Below are 21,247 nucleotides of genomic sequence, written 5' to 3' on the forward strand. Positions count from 1 at the left end.
AATTCTACTAACATAAATATAAATTTTGGCTTTTATGGTGTATAATATCGTAACATTAATAAGAAATTAAGGTGTAACAAATGTTAGATATTTCCTTGATAATGCTATCTGCGGGAGAATCATCAAGATTTAATGCTCCAGTAAAAAAGCAATTTTTACGACTAGGCGAACAACCTTTATGGCTTTATGCTACTAAAAATTTAAGTTCTTTTTATCCTTTTAAACAAATAGTTGTTACTTCTGGTAATATTTCTTATATGAAAAAATTTGCCCCTGAATATAAATTTGTTCAAGGTGGTGCAACTAGAGCACAATCTTTACTTAATGCTTTAAGTATGGTTGAAAGCGAGTATGTTTTAGTTAGTGATGTTGCAAGAGTTTTGATTTCTAAAAATCTTTTTAACAATATCATAGAAAATCATGACAAAGCTGATTGTATTACACCTGTTTTAAAAGTAAGCGATACAACAATTTATGCTCAAGAAGCTATCGATAGAGATAAAATCAAACTCATACAAACCCCTCAACTTTCACGCACAAGTATGCTAAAAAAAGCTTTAGAACAAAACTCAAATTTCACTGATGATAGCACAGCTATACAAGCTATTGGTGGTAAAATTTGGTATGTACAAGGTGATGAGTTAGCTAAAAAAATTACCTTTAAGGAAGATTTAAAAAGCTTAAATTTACCAAAACCATCTTGGGATATTTTTAATGGAAATGGTTTTGATGTGCATGAATTTGGAGAGCAAAGAGCCTTGCTTTTAGGTGGGGTAAAAGTACATGAAAGCATGGGTTTAAAAGCTCATTCTGATGGAGATGTGCTAGCTCATGCGCTAATTGATGCGCTTTTGGGTGCAGCAGGGCTTGGAGATATTGGCGAACTTTTCCCAGATAATGATATGCAGTATAAAAACGCTGATTCTATGCTTTTATTGCAAAATGCTTATACTTTGGTGCAAAATTATGGTTTTGAGCTTGTAAATGCTGATATTACTATCATAGCCCAAACACCTAAGATGAAAGATTTTAAAGAAGCTATTGTTTTTAATATCGCTAAAACATTAAAAACCACACCAAATAAAATCAATATCAAAGCCACCACCACAGAACATCTAGGATTTGTAGGAAGAAAAGAAGGAATTGCGGTTTTAGCAAGTGTAAATTTAAAATATTTTGATTGGATGAAATTATGAAAGTTTTAATAGTAGAAAATGAATTTTATTTAGCTCAAAGTATAGGCTCAAAACTTAATTCTATAGGTTATGATTGTGATATTATCGCAAATGTTAATGAACTTGCTCATCATGATTATGAAATCATTTTACTTTCTACTAGTATGGCTAATTTTGAACATATTATAGAAATTTTTAAGCATAAAATCATTATTTTACTTATATCTTACATAAGCTCAGATACTGTTTTAGCACCATTAAAAGCTGGCGCGAGTGATTATATACAAAAGCCTTTCATGATAGAAGAATTAATGCGTAAAATAAAGCATTTTCAAGAATTTAAAAAAATAAGCATATTAAATCATACTTATCAATCTTACTTAAAACATAAATTTGAAACAGCAAAATTACCAAGTTTTGATTATAAAAAATTCAAATTGCCTTTGATTTTAAAAACTAACAATCAAATTTTTGCTGATCATTTTGTATTTAATTATACTAATGAGCACAATATCGCAAATATCTATATAGATCTTTCACACCAACAAAATTTAGATAAAATTTTTAAGGATAATTCTTTATATTATTTAGTCAATTTTCAAACCTTAAAACCTTTAGAAAAAGAGAAAGTGTTAAATCTTGCTTTAAAAAAAGCTGTTATTATACATACAAGTGCGAATATTGAGCATAGTGATTTTCAAATTTTAGAGCTAGGCGAAGATGAAAAAAGCTTTGAAAGCAATGGGATTTTAACTATTGATGATTATGTTAAACATATTATCATTAGTTATCAAAATGTCTTTCCTGATACGGATTTATCTAAAAAATTAGGAATTTCAAGAAAGTCTTTATGGGAAAAAAGGAAAAAATATGGCATTACAAAGAAAAAATAGCATTATAATCTCAGAAGAAGAATACGAGGTTTTGTGCTTTATCAAAGAGGGAATTTTTGGTTCTTTTACTAAATTGATGAACCAAAAAGAAAGAGATGAAGTCCTAGCTACTGGAATGATCCATAATCAAAAAATTCCTTACACTTTAACCTTTGCACCCGCTAGCACAAAAGAAAATAATACAATTTTAGAAAACGCAAAAGTTGGCGATAAAATAGATTTTATCTGCAATGATAAAATCATAGGACATATCATCTTAGAAAGTAAATTTGAAAATGATAAAAACAGCAATGATATTTTTAGGCCCAATGCTTGTTTAATTGATGATTTTGGGAAAACTTGCATTAGCGGGGAATTTGAAATTTATCATAATCATATCAAAGCTATTAAAGAAGATTTTGAAAAAATCAAAAAAAGATTAAACCCTTCTAATATTACCGCTATTGTTTCAAGCTTTGATCCTTTTCATAGAGCACATGAGAGAATTTTAAGATGGGCCATAGAGCAATCTGATCTAGTAATTATTTTCCTTATAGAATCTTATGAAAGTAATGGTTTAAGTTTAAAACTTAAAAAGCGTTGTTTTGATGTTTTTGCGCAAAATTACTTACCATCTTCTAGGGTTTTACTCATACCTTTACATAATATCAAAATTTTTGCCTCACATTTAAATCCAGTTCTTGAGTGTGCTTTGGCTAAAAGTTTTGACTGTAATAAACTTTTTGTAGGACAAAATCACGCAGGGCTTGGAATGTATTTTAATCAAAACAGAGCCTTTACTGTGCTTGATGATTTTGCAAAAGATTATAATATAGAAGTAACCATACTTCCTGAATTTGTATTTTGTGATGAGTGTAAAATGATAGTAAGCACTAAATCATGCCCGCATGGAGCTCATCATCATATGAAATACCATGGCGATTCTTTAAAAAATTTACTTAGACTTGGTATCATTCCACCAGCAGTTTTTATAAGAAGAGAAATTTCGGCTTTGATTTTATCTGAACTTTTCCCAAATCGCTTTCATAATAAACAAAATATCTATAGCAATCTTTTTCCTACGCATGGTATTTTAGAATATCGAAGCGATAAAGAATTTTATGAGCAACTTATAAAACTTCATCAAATGTCATATATGGTGTAATCATGCAAAAATTATTTTTAACTTTTTTTTATTCAGGTAGTATTAGTAAAGCTCCAGGAACCTTTGGCACGATAGCAGCGCTAATCCCTGCTTTTTTTATTTTAAGGTATTTAGGCATAGGAACTTTAATCTTGCTTGCAATTTTACTTTTCTTAGTTTCTATAAAAATCATCGATCAGTATGAAAAACAAACAGGCATACACGATGATAAACATATTGTAATAGATGAGGTTGTAGGGGTATTTTTAGCCTTGGCAATTTGCGGACAAAGTGTTTTTACTTTTTTACTTTCTTTTGTTTTGTTTAGATTTTTTGATATTACAAAACCTTCTATCATAGGTAAAATTGACAAAAAAACCAAAGGTGGTTTAGGTGTAATGCTAGATGATGTTTTAGCGGGGATTTTCGCAGGATTATTTAGTGCTGTGATTTATGGAATTTTGCTTAAATTTGATCTTTTGTGGTTTGATATAAGCATTATGGAAATATTTTAGCTTCATAAATTTGTGAAGCTATTTTCTAATTTTCTTTAGAGCAAAATAACAATAATTCTAATTGTATTTGCTATACGGTTTTAGTCTCTTTTTAAATTTCTTTATGATAAAATTTAGCTCCCTTTTAATTTTAGTCTTAACTTGTTTTAGTCTCTTTTTAAATTTCTTTATGATAAAATAGAGCAGTAGAAGCAAGTTGCACGGTATCGGTTTTAGTCTCTTTTTAAATTTCTTTATGATAAAATTATTTTGATATTAAAAAGTATTGCATAGCTGTTTTAGTCTCTTTTTAAATTTCTTTATGATAAAATAATTGCTATGGGCTTACCCAACTGAAACTTAGTTTTAGTCTCTTTTTAAATTTCTTTATGATAAAATCCTTTACATCTTTGGTATTTAAGTATAGAATTTTAGTCTCTTTTTAAATTTCTTTATGATAAAATAAATCACCCTTTAATAACAGCATAAATGTAGTTTTAGTCTCTTTTTAAATTTCTTTATGATAAAATCTTTGAAGAACTAAAGCAGGCAGCAAGTGCGTTTTAGTCTCTTTTTAAATTTCTTTATGATAAAATCAAATGGTAATAATATGCAAGTGAATGGTAGTTTTAGTCTCTTTTTAAATTTCTTTATGATAAAATTCTTTTATTGAATTTATATCATCATAAATTGTTTTAGTCTCTTTTTAAATTTCTTTATGATAAAATTCTTTTATTGAATTTATATCATCATAAATTGTTTTAGTCTCTTTTTAAATTTCTTTATGATAAAATAACAGCGATGCGGTGTTTAGTATGATAATGGTTTTAGTCTCTTTTTAAATTTCTTTATGATAAAATAGACTTTTATCCAACAAAGAAAACTAGGTGTTTTTCTATAGAAAAAAACCTAGAATATGCTATAATTCTTGCTAAAGAAATTTAAAAAGAGACTAAAATAAGTGGTTTTTGGTCATCCACGCAGGGTTACAATCCCTTTAAAACCATTAAAATTCAAATAAACTAGGTTGTATCAACTTAGTTTTTTTCTTTTCTTTGTTTATTTTTTCATTGCCATATTTAAAATCTTTACTTTTTTCATCATATTCAAATAAAACTAGATTTTTATCATCATTTATTTTTTCATTAAAAGAAACCCCGCCTAAAAGAATTTGCATATTATCAAATTGTTTTTCTGTTATGGTTAAAACTCTTATATTTCCATAAGGTGGTAAAATTTTCTCTATCGATTTTATCGTTGTTTTTGCCGAAGCTGATCCTTTGCAAATTTTTACATATACACTAAATTGCATCATAAAAAATCCAAGTTTTATCAATGAGTTTCTAAATTTATTTGCGTTTTTTTGATCCTTTTTACTTTTGGTGGGCATATCAAACATCAATAAAACTCTCATAAATTTATCTTCTATCATATAAATTTACCATCATCAGCTCATCATCTTCTAATAAAGCATTTTTAAAATTTTGCACGTAAAAATTTATAGCTCTATTTAAAGGATAAGATTTATTTTCAAAAACCACTTCTTCTTGCAAAATACTAATTAATTTTTGCTTTGTTTCCTTGTCTAAAAATTCACTATCTTTTGTATCTTTTAGCTTAAATACACACAAATCAATCAACGGTCTAAAAACTTCTATCAAATCATCGCAAAGATTAAAGTCATTGTAAATATTATCATGTTTTATACCTTGCCATGGCAAAAGCCCACTTATACAAACTGCCCTAACGATAAGCGACCTTATAATAGCATAACCATAGTTTAATCCTGAGTTTATAAAACATATATCATTTCTTGTAAAATCTTTACCAAATAACGTTTTAAAATATAAAGCAGCTGCAGTTGATTCTAAGTTTTTAGAGTCGTTTAAATTTACATTTTTAACCATATTTAAAAGTTCTTTGGCTTCTTTAGAATGATTGGTAATTTTTAAAATATAAGCTTGATTTGAAATTTTGTTTTTAATAATCTTTTGCCATAAAATCGCTTTTCTTTGCAGACTTACTGCGATTTGTTTTTTAGCTACTTTTGCACTTATAAAATGTCCTAAAAATGGAGAAAAAATTCCATTTATATTGTGAGATTCATCACAAGTTAAAAGTATAATTTTATATTTAGCCAAAGCACTAAGCAAGCTTGAAGTAATACTTGCTTGTAAAGATTCTAATATAATAAAATTAATATCTTTTAGAAAAATTCTAACCTCTTTATCATCTTGTTTTATTACAAGATGATTTAATTCAAGGCTTAGTTTTGCTTGATTTGCGATCAATGCGCTTTTAAAGGCTTCATCGTAAGCCATATTTTTTACTTGTCTTCAAAGATATATTTTCTCTTGGTTGAAAATCTGCTTTTATTTTATCCCCAAGAGGGGTTATAATGTATTTTTCAAATACTTTTAAATTTTGGATTCCTAAACTTTCAACCTTGACACTTCCTTCTTTTGCATTAGAAAATAATAATTTTTGGTTAGATGTTAAATTTTCAAATTTATTATCGTGTTTTTCAACACAAATACTAGAGGTGCTAATACTAAAATCGTTATAATAAGCAAATTCAGGCTCTTGCATATTTTTTTTCTGCAACAAAATCAAATCATTTTTATATAAAGAAAAACAAAATTCATAACTTTCATCTATTGTTTGCCATTGTTTTGGATTGTTATTTTTATCTTTACCAGTGATCACTATTTTATTTGGCAAAATTCCTAAGGCAAAATCCATAGCATAAATAGGTATAGCATAAAATTTGTTTTGCTTTTTAAAGATATCAACCCTTACTATAGTATCATTTTCAACATATTTTGTGCCTATTTTTCTAACTCTTCCACAGCTTAGCGCTATTTGTAAGCCTTCTTTAGAATTGTAGCTACATTTATCGATAATTTTATTTTCAGAATGAAAAGTATCTTTATGTAAAGCTCTTCTTGCTCTTTTTCTAGGTGGTTTTGAAACAAATATTTCATCGATTTTACTTAAAATTTTTTCCCTAAAGCTTTTAAAAGGTTCAAAAAATTTAACTTGATGTTTATAATTATCACTTGTAAGCTCTTTAGCATAAAATCTTGCTTTTAGAAGCTCTTGATTTTTCCTAAAATCTGAAAAAGCTTTTATGATAGAATTTGTGCTGTATGCAACTATAATCGCATCAAGTGCGTGGTGAAGATGATTATTTCTATCTTTTTTATCAAAACCCCAAGTATGTCTTAAAACTGATGTAAGCATACCGCTGATGGTTTGAACATGAATTTTGCTTCCTTTTTCCCCACTTTTTAAATTTGCATTTTCATTTTCACTTAAAGGTAAAAAATTTAAATACTCTTTTGTATATTTAGCTATTAAAGTTGCGATATATCTTGTGTCGTTTAAATTTCTACTGATGAAATCTTCTTGTTGTTTGTCTTTGAAATTTTCATCTAAAATTTTATTTTTCTTTTTATAAGGAAGATTTTGAGCTAGTGTTTGAATTTTACTCCATTTTTCTATGTTTTTTCCAAAAGCTTCAAAAGGTGTTTTGTTAAGTTTCTCTTGATTTTCTTTGGTAAAAACCAAAACCTTGTTTATGAATGAATCATCAAAACTTCTTGAGTAAGGATATATATGATCAACTTCTAAGGCTTTTTCATCTTTTAAATGTTCTATGGATATTTTATTGCCACTATAAATACAAATTTCTTTTTGTTCTTTCCATAGTTTTAATTTTAAAATATTTTTAGCACTTGCCTTAAGTCCTATGTTTTCACACTCCTTTAAAGCCCAAGCATTAACCGCTTGATTTTCTTTTTGTTCTTTTTCTATTTTTTCTCTTGCTTTCTTGCTAAGCCCCACATCTCTTGCCAATTCTAAATGAATTTTATGCACTTTGCCATATTTTTTAAGCAAAGCATTTAAGACCTTTCTATACTCACTTATAGCTCTATTTACAACAGGATTACTAAGCTCGTGCGCAAATATACTATCACAGAAAGCTGGAAGGAAATCTTTTTTTTCATCAACTGTTTTTGGTTTTAAATTTGCAATTTCACATGCTTCATCGTATCTTTTTCCCTCTCTCATCAAAGGAAGGATCATGCCAAGTGCTTTGAAACTAAGATTGATATAATCATTAAATTCAATTTCAAGTAAATTATTGATTTGCTCATTGCTTAAATTGTATTTTTCTAAAACAGTTTTAAGTTTAACATTATCTTTTATTAAGGTAATATGCGTAGATATTTGATCCAACTCTTGTCTACTAAGAGAATGCACTCCTAAAGCTTTTTTAAATTCTACTAACTTTCTAAAGTCAATTAATTTTGCATTTTCAGCGTTTTCTTTATCGTATTTAAGACTTTTAAAACTAATACTTTCATGCAAATTGATACAAGATCTAAATTTTTTATATGTGATACTTCCTTTATCTAAAATGAGATTTAAAACTTCATTTATTGTTTGAGTTGGTACAATCTCTCCGCTTATTTTTTCCAAGCTTTTTATTTCGTTGATAATCTTAGTTAAAGCCACAAACTCCCAAGCGCTATATGAATTTTTGCAAGCTCGCTTTTCTTCCTCAAAAAAAGTACAAGCTCCCACTAAATGTGAAAAATCTTTTAAAGGTCTTTGAAAAAATGCGACTTTAAGAATTTCATTTATAAAATCTTCACTATAGTTATAGCCAAATTCTTTTTGTTTTTCTAAGATAAGCTTTAGTTCTTTTTCTAAGTCACTTGACAAAACACAATTATTATAATTATCTTTAGTATTGCGGATCTTGATGAAATTTTTAGTATTTTTTTTATATTTTTGGAAAAATTCTTTATAAAAATATTCTCCAACGCTTTGATAGTTTTCTAATTTTAAAGCATTATTTTTTAAAGCACTTAAAATTTTTCCTTTTTTGGCGTCGTTTGATTTTTTTTCGTTTTTGTTCATGTAGCCACGATGTTTTGCTATATGCAAAATCACTCTTGCTAGGTCTTTTGTTTCTAAATTTTGAGTCAATGCTTTATATCTTAACTCATAAACGCTTGCTAAGCTCCCTTCATAAGCCTTAGGTAGTTCTCCATCGACTGCTACATAATCTTTGTAGTTTAGTTTTAATTCTTTTGCAAGAATACGCTTGATCGCAATTAATCTTGCTTTTCTTCTTTTTAAACGTCTTCTAGAACTTCTTGCATTGCGTCTAGGCAAGGCTAAAGATTCCTTATTTTTCGGATTTTCAGCTTTTGTAAATATCCTAACTCCGCAATCTTTTAACTCATCGTTTTCTACAAAAGCCCAGCCTATAGAATTAATTCCTATATCAAAACCTAATATCCTCATAATATTACTCTTTGTTGATTTAACTGTTATAGTTAAAATTATATAAAATTTTTATACATCTTATATTAAATTTATATAATAAAATTTCTAAAACAGATTTTAAAAAGCCACCGAGTATGATGGCCTTACTCTTGAAAAAAGATTAAAATAAGAAATTAATTTCAAGCTACCACTTAATAGTAAAATAATTTTACAAAACTTAATTTTTAACTCCTGCTATTTAAAAACATCAAACTTTAGCATTATTTTATAAATCCACTTGCAAGAACCAAATCTTTATCGTAAAATACTGCCATTTGTCCGCTAGCAAGCCCATAAACAGGCTCTTGTAAGATGATTTTTGCACTTTTATCTTCATTAATCAAAACTTTACACGGGGTTGATCTTGACCTATAGCGTATTTTTACTTCACAATCTAATTCTTTAGCATCGATAAATAAATTAATATTATCAAGATTAAATTCACTTATCTTAAGCTCTTCTTTTTTACCTACTATGATTTCATTTTTCTTAGGATCAATTTTTAATACAAAATGTGGCTCATGAGCCCCACGTACCTCAAAACCTCTTCTTTTACCTATGGTATAATGCATATAACCTTCGTGTTTTCCTACTTCTTTACCGCTACTATCTCTTACAATACCTGGAATTTTAGTATCCATAAACTGATCTAAAACTTGCACATAAGTATCTTCCACAAAACAAATTTCAGAACTTTCCTTTTGTGTTGCAAAAGATTTTAAAACATCGATTGTAGAAGCAAATTTTTTCACATCTTCTTTTTTCATCTCTCCAAGAGGGAAAATCAAATATTCCAAAGCCTCTTTATCTGCATTTGCTAAAAAATAACTTTGATCCTTGCTCTCATCAACCGCAGTTTTAATCAAACAATTTTCTATCCTTGCATAATGACCTGTGGCTAATTTCTCACAACCCAAACTCTTAGCAAATTCCAAAAGCTTACCAAGCTTGATAAAGCGATTACACAAAGCACAAGGATTTGGCGTCTTTCCTTCTTTATAGGTATTAACAAAAGGCATATAAACTTGATTTTTAAAATCTTCTTGTAAGTCTAAAATATGGTATTTAATGTCTAAAAATTTAGCAACTTTTTCAACTTTTTGTATATTTTCTTCATGATAATTAGCTTTTCCATGAAGCTTCATATAACAACCTATGATCTCATGTCCTGCTTGTTTTAATTTATAAGCAGTTACAGTACTATCCACACCCCCACTCATTGCAACAAGAATTTTCATCTTTTTCCTTTATCATTCTTATAATTTCATCTAAATCATCACTTATACTATACTTTAACTCATCATTTTTAGATATAGTTCCAAGTCCTAGTAAAGAAGTTTTGATAAATTCATCAAGAGGTTGCCAAAATTTTTGCCCAACTAAAATAATAGGAACATCTTTTTTAAAACTAAGTTGTTTAAGAGTAAGAATTTCAAAAAATTCATCTAATGTTCCAAAGCCGCCTGGGAAAATCACAAAAGCTAAACTCTTTTGAATAAGAGCCATTTTGCGAATGGCTAAGCTCTTAAAAGTGATATTATACTCTAAAAAATCATTTGCTTTTTGCTCAAATGGTAAATGTATATTAAATCCAAGAGATTTCAAGTGCGAAGTTTGACTTTGCATAGCCCCGTAATTTGCAGCTTGCATAATGCCACCGCCACCGCCACTGATGATACTATAACCAAGATCTGCTAACTTTTGAGCTAATTTTGAAGCCAAAATACAATACTCATTATCTTCTTTTAAGCGTGCAGAACCAAAAAAAGTTATGCCTTTTTGAATTTTTTCTAATTCTTTAAGATAGGTAATATCTTCAATGATATATTCTTTCATCTTAGTTGTTCTAATCTTTCTTTTTTAGAGCCTATCTCAGTAATTTGCACTCCAAAGTTTCCATCTACGATAACTACTTCTCCATAAGCGATTTTTTTATCGCCTATCAAAATTTCTAAAGGATCATTTGCTAATTGATCAAGCTCAATAACCGAACCTATATCCATAGTTAAAACATCTTTTAAAAGCATTTTTTTACTACCTATACGTACTCTTATAGGTAAGCGTACATCCATGATCAAACCGATATTTCTTAGCTCTTCTACATTAGCCAAGGCTTTATGATCTTGCGTATGATCTTCATTTGTTGCTACGATTTCTTCTAAGTCGGTTTTAGTTAAAATCTTATAAATTTTTTCATCAAAAACTAAAGAAATTTTTTCTTCTAAATCAGCTATTTTTACATTGTATAAATATAGTTTATGAAAACCACCGAGTTCTAAGCTATCTGCAACAAATTCACAATTTTCTAGACTAAACTCCATTTTTGGAATTTCTTTTTGCGCGCCTAAAGTTGTAGAAAATGCTGAGATGATATTTTGTATAGCTTCTTTGGCTGCATCCATTTCATCTTCATTTAGCTCACTGTTTTTGGAGATTTCTTCTTCTCCCATCATCCACTCACCAATTGCACTCATTAAAACTGCACTGGCTAGGATTTTAATTTTCATTTCATTATTAACACTAAAAGTAGCACTAACTAATGGTGGAGTCATAGAATCTTGAGAATTTACATCATACTCATAATACTCACTAAATTCAGCACTTTTTCCTGTTAAACCTTCTATTGTACTTACACATTCATTGACGAATATGCCTAAAAAATCATTGATCATCGTCTTCCTCTTCTAGTTCTTCATTATCATCATACGAATTTGCTTTTGCTCTTCTTTCATCTTCATATTTTTCAAGCATTTCTTTAATCTCATCTTTATCTGTTTTGATAAGTTCTAAGATTTTAATCGACTTTCTAAATCTATGAAGCCCCACTTGAGCTAAGAATACTTCTTTTTTATCAATAGCCACTATAGCTTTATCATCTGCGCTTCTATCAAGTTTTAAAATATCTCCTTGTTTTAAATCTAAAAATTCATTCACATTGATAAAAGTCTTACCAAGCATAGCTTCATAAATTACCTCAGCACGACCGATCAAGGTTTTAAGTTCTTTATTTCTTGACTTTTTAGCCGAAGTTTCACCCATCATAATATCACGATTTGCCAAACGACTCAAAATACTTTCCAAATGCACAACCGGATAGCAAATATTTACCATACCACTTGAATTTCCGATGATAATCTCCATTACCACCATGATAACAATTTCATTTTGTGAAACAATTTGCACAACATTTGGGCTTGATTCTTTCGCTTCTACACTTGGATAAATTTCAGTAACATTCATCCAACTTTCTTTAAGTCTTTGCATAATAATACGCAAAATAGAATCAAGCAAATTAAGCTCGATTTCTGTAAGCTCTCTTAAGGTGTCAAAACTTTCGCCTTGACCACCTAAAAGTCTGTCTATCATAGGGAAAGCAATGCTTGGATTAATCTCTAAAACACAGTTTCCATCTAAAGGCTTAATCGAAAAAACGTTAAAGCTTGTTGGCGAAGGTAAAGACATCAAAAACTCACCATAAGTCATTTGATCCACTGAATGTAGTTTAATCTCAACTATACTTCTCATCATAGATGAAATTTGAGAAGCAAGATTTCTTGCTAATTTATCATGAATCCCTTTAATAGAACGAAGCTGTTCCTTAGAAACCCTATTTGGACGCTTAAAATCATATACTACTATATCTCTTTTATCTTCTATTTCTTCTAATTTTGAAGAAGCAGTGCTGTCATCACTATCATCATCGACAACTTCTAAAAGAGCATCAATTTCTTCTTGGGAAAGTATCTCAGCCATTAAACTAGCCTTTCTCTAATCTTCTTAAGCAAACGCTTATGAATTTGTGAAATTCTTGACTCGCTAATCTCTAAAATCTTTGCGATTTCTTTTAAATTTAATTCTTCATAATAATAAAGCTGTATTACAAGCTTTTCTCTTTCTTTGAATTCTTCTAAAACTGTGTTGATTTTTTCTATTAATTCTTCTTTTTCTATTTGTTCTATGATATTGCTATCGTTAAAGCAATTTAGCTGTTCATCCAAAGGCATAACAAGCGATATAGCATGAGCTGCTCTTGCTTCTTTTACCTTTTCTGCTTCTAAATTTAGTCTTTGTGCTAAATATTCATCATCAGGCTCTTTTTCATTTTCTTGATAAAACTCATCTATAATAGCGTCAATATCTTTGATGATTTTTCTATTGCTTCTACTCATTACATCAAGGCTTCTTAGATAATCAAGCATAGCTCCATTTACTCTTTTTCTTGCAAAACCCCAAAAATTATCATTTTGTTCTTTATCATAGCGACGTGAAAGTTTAATCATCTCTTCTACGCCAATACTAATTAAATCATTTACATCAATACTTGCAGGCAAACGCTCTTTAAGTCTAAAAGCCATAGCTCTTAATGCTGGCATATAAGAGATGACTAAGTCATCTTGTTCTTTTTTTAGCGTAGAAGCATAGGCATTATGCGGCTGCATGTTTTACTTTTCTTTTTGAAGAGCTTTCAAGTTTTTTAAGGTCTTCACGCTCTTCTTGAAGTTTTTCAAGCAAGTAATCCATTTTCTTTTCTCTTGCAGCTAATTCTGCTATAAAACTATTGTTTTCATTTTCATATTTTTCTTTATTAAAGCTTCTACCGCTAATTTTATTTGCATCTACAAAGATCATAATTACTATATGGATTAACACATAAAATACAAAAGTAATCAAACAAGTATATACAACTATCTCTACTGCATCTTCTATATTAACTATGGTAAACATTAATCCTATAAAAAAACCACAAACAGTAAAAAAAGCAACAAAATTCTCTGGTCTCATCTTTTTCCCTCAATCTAAAAACGATCCAAAAGCTTTTTGAAAAAACTCATAATGCTTTTATCTCCCACATTATTAAGCACTTTTTGTTCCAATCTATACAAAAGCTTAGAGGCTATGGTTTTTAGCTCATCACTTGCATTTGTATCATCATCACTAAATAAAGTTCTTTTTTTAATACTAGAACTAATATCTTTACTTTGACCTAAAAATCCTAAAAATTCTAAATTTAAATTATGCTTAATGTTGATATCTGCTACTTTTTTAATATTATCAAAAATTCTCAAAGCCTCATTTTCATTTTTAACAACATTAAACACCATTAATAAATTCTCTTTAGTTTTTGAAGTGGTTTTTATAGTAGCATAAGCATCAGTAATCGCAGCAGGATCAGGCACAGTGATGACAATAACCTCATCAGACATTTCTAAGAAATTTCCTATATTACCACCTATACCCGCTCCTGTATCAATGATTAAAAAGTCTAAATCATCTAAAATACTTGTTTGATTTAAAAATCTCTCATAAATATTTTTATCATTGTATTTTAAAATTTCATCGCCACTCTCACCTGGGATAAGCCATAAATTTGGCTTTACTTCTATTAAAATATCTTCTAGCGAGCACTCACCCTTTAAAACATGCAAAAGGTTTTTTTCCACACGCACATTTAAAATCACATCTAAATTTGCAAGCCCTATATCTGCATCAAAAAGCCCTACTTTATAACCATTTTTAGCTAGGATGTTGCCCAAATTTGCACTAAAAGTACTTTTTCCAACCCCACCTTTACCGCTAGTAACTGCGATAAAATGAGTATGTTTTACATTTGAGTTTTCATTTTTTACTAGATCTTTTAATTTTTCTGCTTGATTACTCATTTTCATCCCTTCTAAAACCTTCTAACACGCAACGCACTAAAAAGTCACTATTAGCCACTTCTATATCATCAGGTACTTCTTGACCTATGGAAAAAAAGCTCATCGGAGTGCTAGTTTCATAAAGTAAAGAAAACACATTTCCAAATACTTTTGTTTCATCAAATTTAGTAATGATTAAAGTGTCTATATTTAAAAATGAAAAATTATTATAAGTTTCTAATAAATCTTCATATTTTGTATTTGCTGAAAGCACTAAATTCACATCAATTTGCGCATTAGAATGCGATAAAAATTCTTTTGTTTTTTCAAGTTTTGCTTTATCATACTGTGAATTTCCGGTTGTATCTACTAAAATAACCTCACAAGTATTTAAACTTCTAATCGCATCATCTAAATCATTTGGCTCTATACTATCAATAATAGGAAGTTTCATCATCTTAGCATATTGAAAAAGTTGCTCTACTGCACCTATTCTATAAGTATCAAGAGTTATAATACCGGTTTTATAGCGTCTATCTCCATAAGCATAGCGAAAAGCAAGTTTAGCTAAAGTGGTAGTTTTACCCACTCCTGTTGGGCCTACTAACATCATGATTTTTTGCTTTTTAATTTCACTTTCTAAACGACATGGAAGCATATTACGCAAAAGTGAGTAAAAATACCTTTGCACTGCTTCTTGATTTGCTTTCATAGTGCTTGGCATATTTTCAATAGTCGCTTTCATAATGGCTTCTAAATGCGCTTCTTGCATGCCACTTGCCTTAGCTTGCTTATAAATACTTGCAAACTCAGGTGGTATAGCTAGTTCTTTACGTAAATCTGCCTTATCATCCCACATCATATCCACAAGCAAATTCATCTTATCATTAAGCTTATTCATTTGCTTTTCAAAGGCTTCAATTTTTTTATCATAATTTGGATTTGGCATAGAAAAATCTTGATAGTTTGAAACTTTGCTAATTTCTGAACTAACCTGAGAAAGTTTATTTTTTAAATTTAAAAAATTATCATCTTTTTTGCTTGTATTTAAATAAGGATTAATAGGTTTTTGCTTAGCTTTTGAAGAAAAATCAAGCACTACATCTTCTTCTTTTTTTTCATCTTCAAGTTTTGGTGCTTGAATTTTAGCCTCAGGAAAACTTGCTGTGTTTGGTTTTTTCTTTGGTGGCATAGGTAAATTGTTTTGTTTTAAATGCTCTTCATAATCAGCTTCTTCAATCGCCACTATAACCTCGTATAAAGGCTTTTGATTGATGGTTTTTGGACGAATTTGCTTATTAGTTACTATCAAAGCCTTATCGCCATAATCTTGCTTAACCTTAGGTATAATCTCATCTGTGCTTTCAACTGTAAAAGTATGAATCAATTGTCCCATATTTTTCCTTATCTTAACAAGCCCAAAGGCAAAGTTACACTAATTCTATCATTTACCCCCACATGAGGCACTGTGCAATACTCATCTTTACGCGCTTTTTTTGAAAAATACAACAAATCCAAATCAAGCGTTCTAGGAGCATTTTTAAAAGTTCTTTTTCTTTTGAATTTAAACTCATAAAAAAACAAAACTTTTAAAAGTGCTCTTGCGTGCAAACTTGTGCTAACAACCATCACTGCATTAGTAAAGTCTTTTTGCTCTTCAAAACCAAAAGCTTTATTAATCAAAAATGGCGATGTTTGCAATACTTGCAAGCGTTTATCTTGCATTAAAAGCCTAAATAAACTCCGAAAACGTTTTTTCTCATCTTCTATATTGCTTCCAAGTCCTATAATGGCTATGTATTTTCCTTTTTTATCTGCCTTTGAATAAAAAGGAAAAAAACGAATTTTTTCTAACCTTCTAGCCCCTTTAATCAGCAAATTATAATACCACTGCCTTTTCTTTATCAAGATAGACCATATCTTCTATCCTAATACCAAGTTTATCTTTGATATAAATTCCAGGTTCAATGGTAAATACCATACCTTCTTTTAACTCATAATCACTTCTTGGACTAATGTTTGGCAACTCATGTATATCAAGCCCTACTCCATGTCCTAAGCTGTGAATAAATTCTTTTTCAAAACCTGCGTTTTTAATCACTTCTCTTGCGATAAAATCAAGCTCACTTGCCATCATACCAACACGTGCTTTTTCAATAGCTTGAAGCTGGGCTTGCTTAACTACTTCATAAATTTGTGCCGTTTCTTTGTCTTTAAAATTTGGCTTATTTTTATCAAAGACTATACCATTCTCATCAAAACAAGCCGTTCTTGTGCGATCAGAACAATACCTTTGAAAAACCACACCCGCATCAACTAATAACAAATCTCCATATTCTAAACATTTATCACTAGGTAAAGCATGTGCTTTAGCCGCATTTTCATTAATAGCTACAATAGGTGAAAAAGAAAGTCCTAAAGCACCTTTTTTTTGAAAAATTTCACATGCTTTAAAATGTAATTCTTTTTCGCTTTTTCCATAGCCTTCTTGGCTGATAAATTTAGCAAATTCTTCAAAACATTCTTTGCCAAAATTTACAGCCTTTTGCAAAAGTTGTAATTCCTTGGCATTTTTTATAATGCGTTTGTTTTTACTCAAGTCTAATTTTTCTTCAAAAACGATATTTGCACTTTTACTAAGTTCTTTAAATTCAAAATAACTAAAGTCTTTTGGGTCAAAACACACCCTATCAATCCCTGCTTTTTCTAAAAGCTCTCTAGCACTAGCAAAAAGATCTTGTGCTAAAACTACCTTAGCATTTTTTATCATTTCGCTAGCTTCAAAGCTATATCTTGCATCAGTGATGAAAAATGCTTCATCTTCAAGTTTCAAAAACAAAGCATTATCGCAAGAATAGCCACACTCATAAAAAAGTGCATTTTCGTTTTTTAAGATAAAATTCATTGATTTGCTTGTTGTGCTTTTGCTTGAGCTGCTTTATATGCATTGATTTGATCAAAAATTTGGAAAAGCCCCATTAAAGCCATATGATAACCAAAAGGACCAAAACCCACCACACTACCTGCACAAACTGGTGCTATCATGCTTTTTTGTCTAAATTCTTCTCTTCTATAAGTGTTACTAATATGCACTTCAATCACAGGCATATTAATCGCAGCAATCGCATCGCGGATTGCTATAGAAGTATGTGCATAAGCAGCTGCATTAATAATCACTCCATCTACACTACCTAAGCATTCTTGAATTTTATCAACTAACTCACCTTCAAAATTGCTTTGAAAAAACTCAATCTCTACATTAGCTTGTTTTGCAGCTTGTTTCATTTGCTCATGGATATCTTCCATTTTCATATTGCCATAAATATGAGTTTCTCTCACACCAAGCATATTGATGTTTGGTCCTTGTATCACCATAACTTTCATAATCTAACCTTTATTTAGTAAAATTTACTATATTATAGCATTTTAAAGCTAAATTTTAGCTACAATTTCCCTTTTTAAAGGAGGTAAAATGTTTATAATAGCACCCAAGATCATCTTAACTTGTGATGATGATTTTAATATTTTAGAAGACAAAGCAGTTCTTTTTGATGATAATATTTTAGAAATTAATAGCTTAGAAAATTTACAAAAATCCCACCCACAAGCTAAGCTTATACCAACTCCAAAAGATACTTTACTTTTACCTGCTTTTATCAACCCGCACACGCATTTAGAATTTAGTGCAAATAATGGAAATTTAGTATTTGGAGACTTTTTAAAATGGCTTGATAGTATTTTTAATAACCGCGAGCAATTAAACGAAAAAGCCAAAGAAAAATTAATCTCGCAAAATATCCATAAAATGCTAAAAAGTGGCACTGCTACCATAGGTGAAATTTCAAGCTTTGGGAGTGATTTAAACCCTTGTGTCAATTCACAAGCTAGAGTGGTATTTTTTAATGAAATTTTAGGTTCAAATGCAAATTTTATCCAAGCTAAAAAAGAAGAATTTTTAACTCGCTATGAAAAAAGCATGCGTTTTAAAACTTCTAAATTTATCCCTGCTATTTCAGTACATGCGCCCTACTCAACCCACCCAGAACTTGCCAAATTTACTATAAAACTTGCTAGAGAAAATGATCATTTACTAAGCACACATTTTCTTGAAAGTAATCATGAAAACAACTGGCTAAGGTTTAAAAATGGTGGTTTTAAAAAGAGCTTGGCTAAATTTAGCAAAAATCCTATGCCATTTTACACTCCACAAAGTTTTTTAGAACTTTTTAAAGACCAAAGGACTTTATTTACTCATTGTGTGTATTTTAAAGAATGGGATTTATTAGATAAAAATTTACACTCGATCACGCATTGTGCTTTTTCAAACAGACTTTTGAGTAAAAATACTTTTAAATTAAAATCTGCTTTAAAAAATGGTGTTAATATCCATCTAGGAACCGATGGCTTAAGCTCAAACACTTCTTTAAGTATGCTTGATGAAATGAAAGCAAATTTACTTATACATGATGATTTTGAGTTAGAAAATTTTGCTAAAATATTGCTTTTAATGGCAACAAACAAAGCCGCAAAAGCTTTAAATTTAAACCTAGGTCAAATTCAAAAAGGCAAAATAGCAGATTTTAGTCTTTTTGCTTTACCAAATAGTGTAAATTTAAAACAACTTCCTTTGCAATTTATCTTACAAAGCAAAGAAGTGTTAAAACTTTTTATAGAAGGGAAAGAATGCAAATTATAAAATCATTTTTTAAAGGAATTGGAAAAATCATTTCTTATATCAACACTTATTTTAAAACCTTTGTGTTTTTGTTTATCGTATTTTTGATCCTTACTCCAAGCGGGAATAATGCCAAACTTTCTAATGCAAACTTAGCCCAAATTAATCTTAAAGGTGAAATTAGCGATGCAAGTAATCTTTTAGAACAAATTTACAAAATCAAAGAGGATAAAGTTATCAAAGGGGTTTTACTTTTTATAGATAGCCCTGGTGGAGCTTTTGCACCAAGCATGGAAATAGCTTTAGCTATACAAGATCTTAAAGCTAAAAAGCCTGTGGTAGTCTATGCAGGTGGAACTATAGCAAGTGGAAGCTACCTAAGTGCAGTAGGAGCTGATATGATCATCGCTAATCCTGCTAGCTTTGTAGGATCTATTGGGGTAATCATGCAAGGTTTTGAAGTAAGTGAGCTTGCACAAAAACTTGGCATAAATGAGCAAACTATCAAAGCAGGAAGCTATAAAGAAGCAGGAACTTTCATGCGTAAATGGAGCGAAGATGAAAAAGACTTTTTACAAAATTTAGCTAATCAAAGCTATGAACTTTTCACACAATTTGTCGCTAAAAATCGCAAGCTAGACTTAAACCAAACAAACTCATGGGCTGATGCGAAAGTATTTTTAGCTAATGAGGCTTTAAAATTAAAACTCATTGATAAAATAGGCAATTACGAGCAAGCCAAAAAAGAGTTAGAAAAACTAGCCAAAGTGCAAAACCCTATCTGGCAAAAAGAAGATGCTATAGATAAGTTTTTAAAACGATTAGAAGAGCAAAGTGCTAGCTTTTTTGCTAACACTTTAGCGCAATTTTTCACACAAGTAAGCTCACAAAAAATCTACTAAGATTTAATAATCTCATAAAATCCATAAGTATCATTTTCTAAAAAGCCTTTGTATAAAGGCTTTAGCTTTAAATCTAATTTAACATTTTCAAAGGTATTTAAATTCGAGCTTGAAAAAATCAAAAGCATATCTAGCTCATCTTTAAAGGCTTTTAAAAAATTCTCCCCGCCCTCATACATAATAAACTTTGCTTTGCTAGGAATGCTTGTAAAAATTTCTCTTTCAGCTACGCTAAATAAAGGAATGTTTGGATCAAAACTTTCTAAATTTTGACGGCTTAGTATGCATAAATTTGGTGCTTTAGCTTGAGCTAGCCTTGCATCTAAAATAGGCCTATCATGTCTTATAGTTTCTCCACCTACTACAAGCAAATCAAGCTTTGAGCGTATTGCATGAGCATAGGTTCTACTTGCTTTAGAGCTTACGATTTTACCATAAGCAGAGCCATTTAAAGAAAGGGCTAGTTTAAAAAATTTAAAACTTGACTTTTGCCATTTTAAAAAAGGCTTTAAAAGCTCTTTGGCTCTTTGCTCGCAAATTCCCATGTGAACTTTTATGCCTTGATTTTTTAAAAACTCTGCTCCACCGCTTGCGAGCTTATGCTTATCTTTAGTGGCGATAAAAACTTCGCTAAAACCAAGCGTGCTAAAAAGCTTTGCACAAGGTGGGGTTTTACCCTGATGATTGCAAGGTTCTAAACTCACATAAGCACTAGCGCCTTTTAATAACCCATGATGATTTTGACAAATAAACTCATGCAAATCGTTTGCATTTTGGGGTAAATCTAAATTTGGATTAAGTGCTTTTAAGGCTTTACTCACTGCTTCAAGCTCTGCATGAGCCTTACCTGCTTCTTTGTGTGCTTCTATGCTTAAAATTTTGCCATTTTTATCTAAAATCACACAACCTACGGCTGGATTTGGGTAGGTTAAAAGCTGATATTTCCAAGCTTCATCTATGGCTAAATTCATATAAAATTCGTGATTCATATTGCCTTCTATAATTT

At 29.9% G+C, this 21,247-nt stretch carries 21 protein-coding genes and 1 CRISPR repeat array; of the genes, 6 read left to right on the forward strand and 15 right to left on the reverse strand.

Translation table 11 applies throughout. The features are described from left to right. Positions 1-80: 80 nt before the first annotated feature. Genes L8X40_RS00910 through L8X40_RS00925 form a run of 4 tightly spaced genes read left to right on the forward strand, consistent with a single transcriptional unit; the run spans position 81 to position 3,706 of the window. Complete coding sequence (locus tag L8X40_RS00910) at positions 81-1,196, forward strand: bifunctional 2-C-methyl-D-erythritol 4-phosphate cytidylyltransferase/2-C-methyl-D-erythritol 2,4-cyclodiphosphate synthase (RefSeq protein WP_263667106.1); 1,116 nt, start codon at positions 81-83, stop codon at positions 1,194-1,196. After that, positions 1,193-2,068 (forward strand): response regulator transcription factor, encoded by an 876-nt coding sequence (locus tag L8X40_RS00915; RefSeq protein WP_087700673.1) that lies wholly within the window; start codon positions 1,193-1,195, stop codon positions 2,066-2,068. Before L8X40_RS00910 ends, L8X40_RS00915 begins: the two co-directional genes overlap by 4 nt. Next, entirely contained in the window at positions 2,046-3,212 is a 1,167-nt protein-coding gene (locus L8X40_RS00920) for a sulfate adenylyltransferase (RefSeq protein ID WP_263667107.1), read from the forward strand. The genes L8X40_RS00915 and L8X40_RS00920 overlap by 23 nt, the downstream gene beginning before the upstream one ends. 2 nt (positions 3,213-3,214) lie before the next feature. Beyond that, a complete protein-coding gene (locus tag L8X40_RS00925; protein ID WP_087700671.1) occupies positions 3,215-3,706 on the forward strand; it encodes a phosphatidylglycerophosphatase A in 492 nt (163 codons plus the stop codon). 77 nt (positions 3,707-3,783) lie between these two features. Next, positions 3,784-4,545: a CRISPR direct-repeat array (repeat unit 36 nt; unit sequence GTTTTAGTCTCTTTTTAAATTTCTTTATGATAAAAT). A gap of 146 nt (positions 4,546-4,691) precedes the next feature. On the opposite strand, the gene cas2 is transcribed toward L8X40_RS00925, so the two are convergent. The 14 genes from cas2 to aroQ all read right to left on the reverse strand — a co-directional run bounded on the left by cas2 (position 4,692) and on the right by aroQ (position 18,048). After that, positions 4,692-5,117 carry a CRISPR-associated endonuclease Cas2 gene (gene cas2, locus L8X40_RS00930; protein ID WP_263667108.1) on the reverse strand — a complete coding sequence of 142 codons (426 nt, stop codon included), beginning with the start codon at positions 5,115-5,117 and terminating at the stop codon, positions 4,692-4,694. Next, positions 5,104-6,006 carry a type II CRISPR-associated endonuclease Cas1 gene (cas1, locus tag L8X40_RS00935; RefSeq protein ID WP_263667109.1) on the reverse strand — a complete coding sequence of 301 codons (903 nt, stop codon included), beginning with the start codon at positions 6,004-6,006 and terminating at the stop codon, positions 5,104-5,106. The genes cas2 and cas1 overlap by 14 nt, the downstream gene beginning before the upstream one ends. Continuing rightward, entirely contained in the window at positions 5,993-9,007 is a 3,015-nt protein-coding gene (gene cas9, locus L8X40_RS00940; protein ID WP_263667139.1) for a type II CRISPR RNA-guided endonuclease Cas9, read from the reverse strand. The genes cas1 and cas9 overlap by 14 nt, the downstream gene beginning before the upstream one ends. A gap of 239 nt (positions 9,008-9,246) precedes the next feature. Next, a complete protein-coding gene (gene mnmA / locus L8X40_RS00945) occupies positions 9,247-10,263 on the reverse strand; it encodes a tRNA 2-thiouridine(34) synthase MnmA (protein ID WP_263667110.1) in 1,017 nt (338 codons plus the stop codon). Next, the gene (locus L8X40_RS00950) at positions 10,226-10,861 is read right to left on the reverse strand and encodes a TIGR00730 family Rossman fold protein (RefSeq protein ID WP_263667111.1); all 636 of its coding nucleotides are present in this window, start codon (positions 10,859-10,861) and stop codon (positions 10,226-10,228) included. The genes mnmA and L8X40_RS00950 overlap by 38 nt, the downstream gene beginning before the upstream one ends. Continuing rightward, positions 10,858-11,697, reverse strand: a complete 840-nt coding sequence (gene fliY / locus L8X40_RS00955; protein ID WP_039617433.1) for a flagellar motor switch protein FliY — start codon at positions 11,695-11,697, stop codon at positions 10,858-10,860. The genes L8X40_RS00950 and fliY overlap by 4 nt, the downstream gene beginning before the upstream one ends. Continuing rightward, complete coding sequence (fliM, locus tag L8X40_RS00960; RefSeq protein ID WP_087700665.1) at positions 11,687-12,778, reverse strand: flagellar motor switch protein FliM; 1,092 nt, start codon at positions 12,776-12,778, stop codon at positions 11,687-11,689. The genes fliY and fliM overlap by 11 nt, the downstream gene beginning before the upstream one ends. Next, a complete protein-coding gene (locus tag L8X40_RS00965; protein WP_263667112.1) occupies positions 12,778-13,464 on the reverse strand; it encodes an RNA polymerase sigma factor FliA in 687 nt (228 codons plus the stop codon). Before L8X40_RS00965 ends, fliM begins: the two co-directional genes overlap by 1 nt. Next, positions 13,451-13,807, reverse strand: a complete 357-nt coding sequence (locus L8X40_RS00970; RefSeq protein WP_087700664.1) for a hypothetical protein — start codon at positions 13,805-13,807, stop codon at positions 13,451-13,453. The genes L8X40_RS00965 and L8X40_RS00970 overlap by 14 nt, the downstream gene beginning before the upstream one ends. Before the next feature lie 14 nt (positions 13,808-13,821). Beyond that, a complete protein-coding gene (gene flhG, locus L8X40_RS00975; protein ID WP_039625269.1) occupies positions 13,822-14,685 on the reverse strand; it encodes a flagella biosynthesis ATPase FlhG in 864 nt (287 codons plus the stop codon). Beyond that, on the reverse strand, positions 14,678-16,060 hold the full coding sequence (gene flhF / locus L8X40_RS00980; RefSeq protein ID WP_039667960.1) for a flagellar biosynthesis protein FlhF: 1,383 nt from the start codon (positions 16,058-16,060) through the stop codon (positions 14,678-14,680). Before flhF ends, flhG begins: the two co-directional genes overlap by 8 nt. Before the next feature lie 8 nt (positions 16,061-16,068). After that, positions 16,069-16,542 carry a 2-amino-4-hydroxy-6-hydroxymethyldihydropteridine diphosphokinase gene (gene folK, locus L8X40_RS00985; protein ID WP_039617423.1) on the reverse strand — a complete coding sequence of 158 codons (474 nt, stop codon included), beginning with the start codon at positions 16,540-16,542 and terminating at the stop codon, positions 16,069-16,071. A 1-nt stretch (position 16,543) separates the two neighbouring features. Continuing rightward, complete coding sequence (locus L8X40_RS00990) at positions 16,544-17,569, reverse strand: M24 family metallopeptidase (RefSeq protein WP_263667113.1); 1,026 nt, start codon at positions 17,567-17,569, stop codon at positions 16,544-16,546. Next, complete coding sequence (aroQ, locus tag L8X40_RS00995) at positions 17,566-18,048, reverse strand: type II 3-dehydroquinate dehydratase (protein WP_039625266.1); 483 nt, start codon at positions 18,046-18,048, stop codon at positions 17,566-17,568. The genes L8X40_RS00990 and aroQ overlap by 4 nt, the downstream gene beginning before the upstream one ends. 88 nt (positions 18,049-18,136) lie before the next feature. Between aroQ and L8X40_RS01000 the strand changes: the two genes are divergently transcribed. Both L8X40_RS01000 and sppA read left to right on the forward strand, forming a co-directional pair. Next, positions 18,137-19,360: a metal-dependent hydrolase gene (locus L8X40_RS01000; protein ID WP_263667114.1), complete on the forward strand. Its 1,224-nt coding sequence runs from the start codon at positions 18,137-18,139 to the stop codon at positions 19,358-19,360. Beyond that, positions 19,348-20,241, forward strand: coding sequence for a signal peptide peptidase SppA (sppA, locus tag L8X40_RS01005; RefSeq protein ID WP_263667115.1), 894 nt, complete (start codon positions 19,348-19,350; stop codon positions 20,239-20,241). Before L8X40_RS01000 ends, sppA begins: the two co-directional genes overlap by 13 nt. Here sppA and ribD read toward each other — a convergent pair. Then, positions 20,238-21,230 carry a bifunctional diaminohydroxyphosphoribosylaminopyrimidine deaminase/5-amino-6-(5-phosphoribosylamino)uracil reductase RibD gene (gene ribD / locus L8X40_RS01010; protein ID WP_263667116.1) on the reverse strand — a complete coding sequence of 331 codons (993 nt, stop codon included), beginning with the start codon at positions 21,228-21,230 and terminating at the stop codon, positions 20,238-20,240. The two genes, sppA and ribD, sit on opposite strands and share 4 nt — an antisense overlap. Between the last annotated feature and the right edge of the window lie 17 nt (positions 21,231-21,247).

This window comes from Campylobacter sp. CNRCH_2013_0855 (assembly GCF_025773025.1).
Classification (GTDB): Bacteria; Campylobacterota; Campylobacteria; order Campylobacterales; family Campylobacteraceae; genus Campylobacter_D; species Campylobacter_D jejuni_C.

Excerpts from the sequence above, each read along its gene's own strand:
- L8X40_RS00910 (WP_263667106.1), top strand. The coding sequence starts at position 81 with ATGTTAGATATTTCCTTGATAATGCTATCTGCGGGAGAATCATCAAGA.
- L8X40_RS00915 (WP_087700673.1), top strand. The coding sequence starts at position 1,193 with ATGAAAGTTTTAATAGTAGAAAATGAATTTTATTTAGCTCAAAGTATA.
- L8X40_RS00920 (WP_263667107.1), top strand. The coding sequence starts at position 2,046 with ATGGCATTACAAAGAAAAAATAGCATTATAATCTCAGAAGAAGAATAC.
- L8X40_RS00925 (WP_087700671.1), top strand. The coding sequence starts at position 3,215 with ATGCAAAAATTATTTTTAACTTTTTTTTATTCAGGTAGTATTAGTAAA.
- cas2 (WP_263667108.1), bottom strand. The coding sequence starts at position 5,117 with ATGATAGAAGATAAATTTATGAGAGTTTTATTGATGTTTGATATGCCC.
- cas1 (WP_263667109.1), bottom strand. The coding sequence starts at position 6,006 with ATGGCTTACGATGAAGCCTTTAAAAGCGCATTGATCGCAAATCAAGCA.
- mnmA (WP_263667110.1), bottom strand. The coding sequence starts at position 10,263 with ATGAAAATTCTTGTTGCAATGAGTGGGGGTGTGGATAGTACTGTAACT.
- L8X40_RS00950 (WP_263667111.1), bottom strand. The coding sequence starts at position 10,861 with ATGAAAGAATATATCATTGAAGATATTACCTATCTTAAAGAATTAGAA.
- fliY (WP_039617433.1), bottom strand. The coding sequence starts at position 11,697 with ATGATCAATGATTTTTTAGGCATATTCGTCAATGAATGTGTAAGTACA.
- fliM (WP_087700665.1), bottom strand. The coding sequence starts at position 12,778 with ATGGCTGAGATACTTTCCCAAGAAGAAATTGATGCTCTTTTAGAAGTT.
- L8X40_RS00965 (WP_263667112.1), bottom strand. The coding sequence starts at position 13,464 with ATGCAGCCGCATAATGCCTATGCTTCTACGCTAAAAAAAGAACAAGAT.
- L8X40_RS00970 (WP_087700664.1), bottom strand. The coding sequence starts at position 13,807 with ATGAGACCAGAGAATTTTGTTGCTTTTTTTACTGTTTGTGGTTTTTTT.
- flhG (WP_039625269.1), bottom strand. The coding sequence starts at position 14,685 with ATGAGTAATCAAGCAGAAAAATTAAAAGATCTAGTAAAAAATGAAAAC.
- flhF (WP_039667960.1), bottom strand. The coding sequence starts at position 16,060 with ATGGGACAATTGATTCATACTTTTACAGTTGAAAGCACAGATGAGATT.
- L8X40_RS00990 (WP_263667113.1), bottom strand. The coding sequence starts at position 17,569 with ATGAATTTTATCTTAAAAAACGAAAATGCACTTTTTTATGAGTGTGGC.
- aroQ (WP_039625266.1), bottom strand. The coding sequence starts at position 18,048 with ATGAAAGTTATGGTGATACAAGGACCAAACATCAATATGCTTGGTGTG.
- L8X40_RS01000 (WP_263667114.1), top strand. The coding sequence starts at position 18,137 with ATGTTTATAATAGCACCCAAGATCATCTTAACTTGTGATGATGATTTT.
- sppA (WP_263667115.1), top strand. The coding sequence starts at position 19,348 with ATGCAAATTATAAAATCATTTTTTAAAGGAATTGGAAAAATCATTTCT.
- ribD (WP_263667116.1), bottom strand. The coding sequence starts at position 21,230 with ATGAATCACGAATTTTATATGAATTTAGCCATAGATGAAGCTTGGAAA.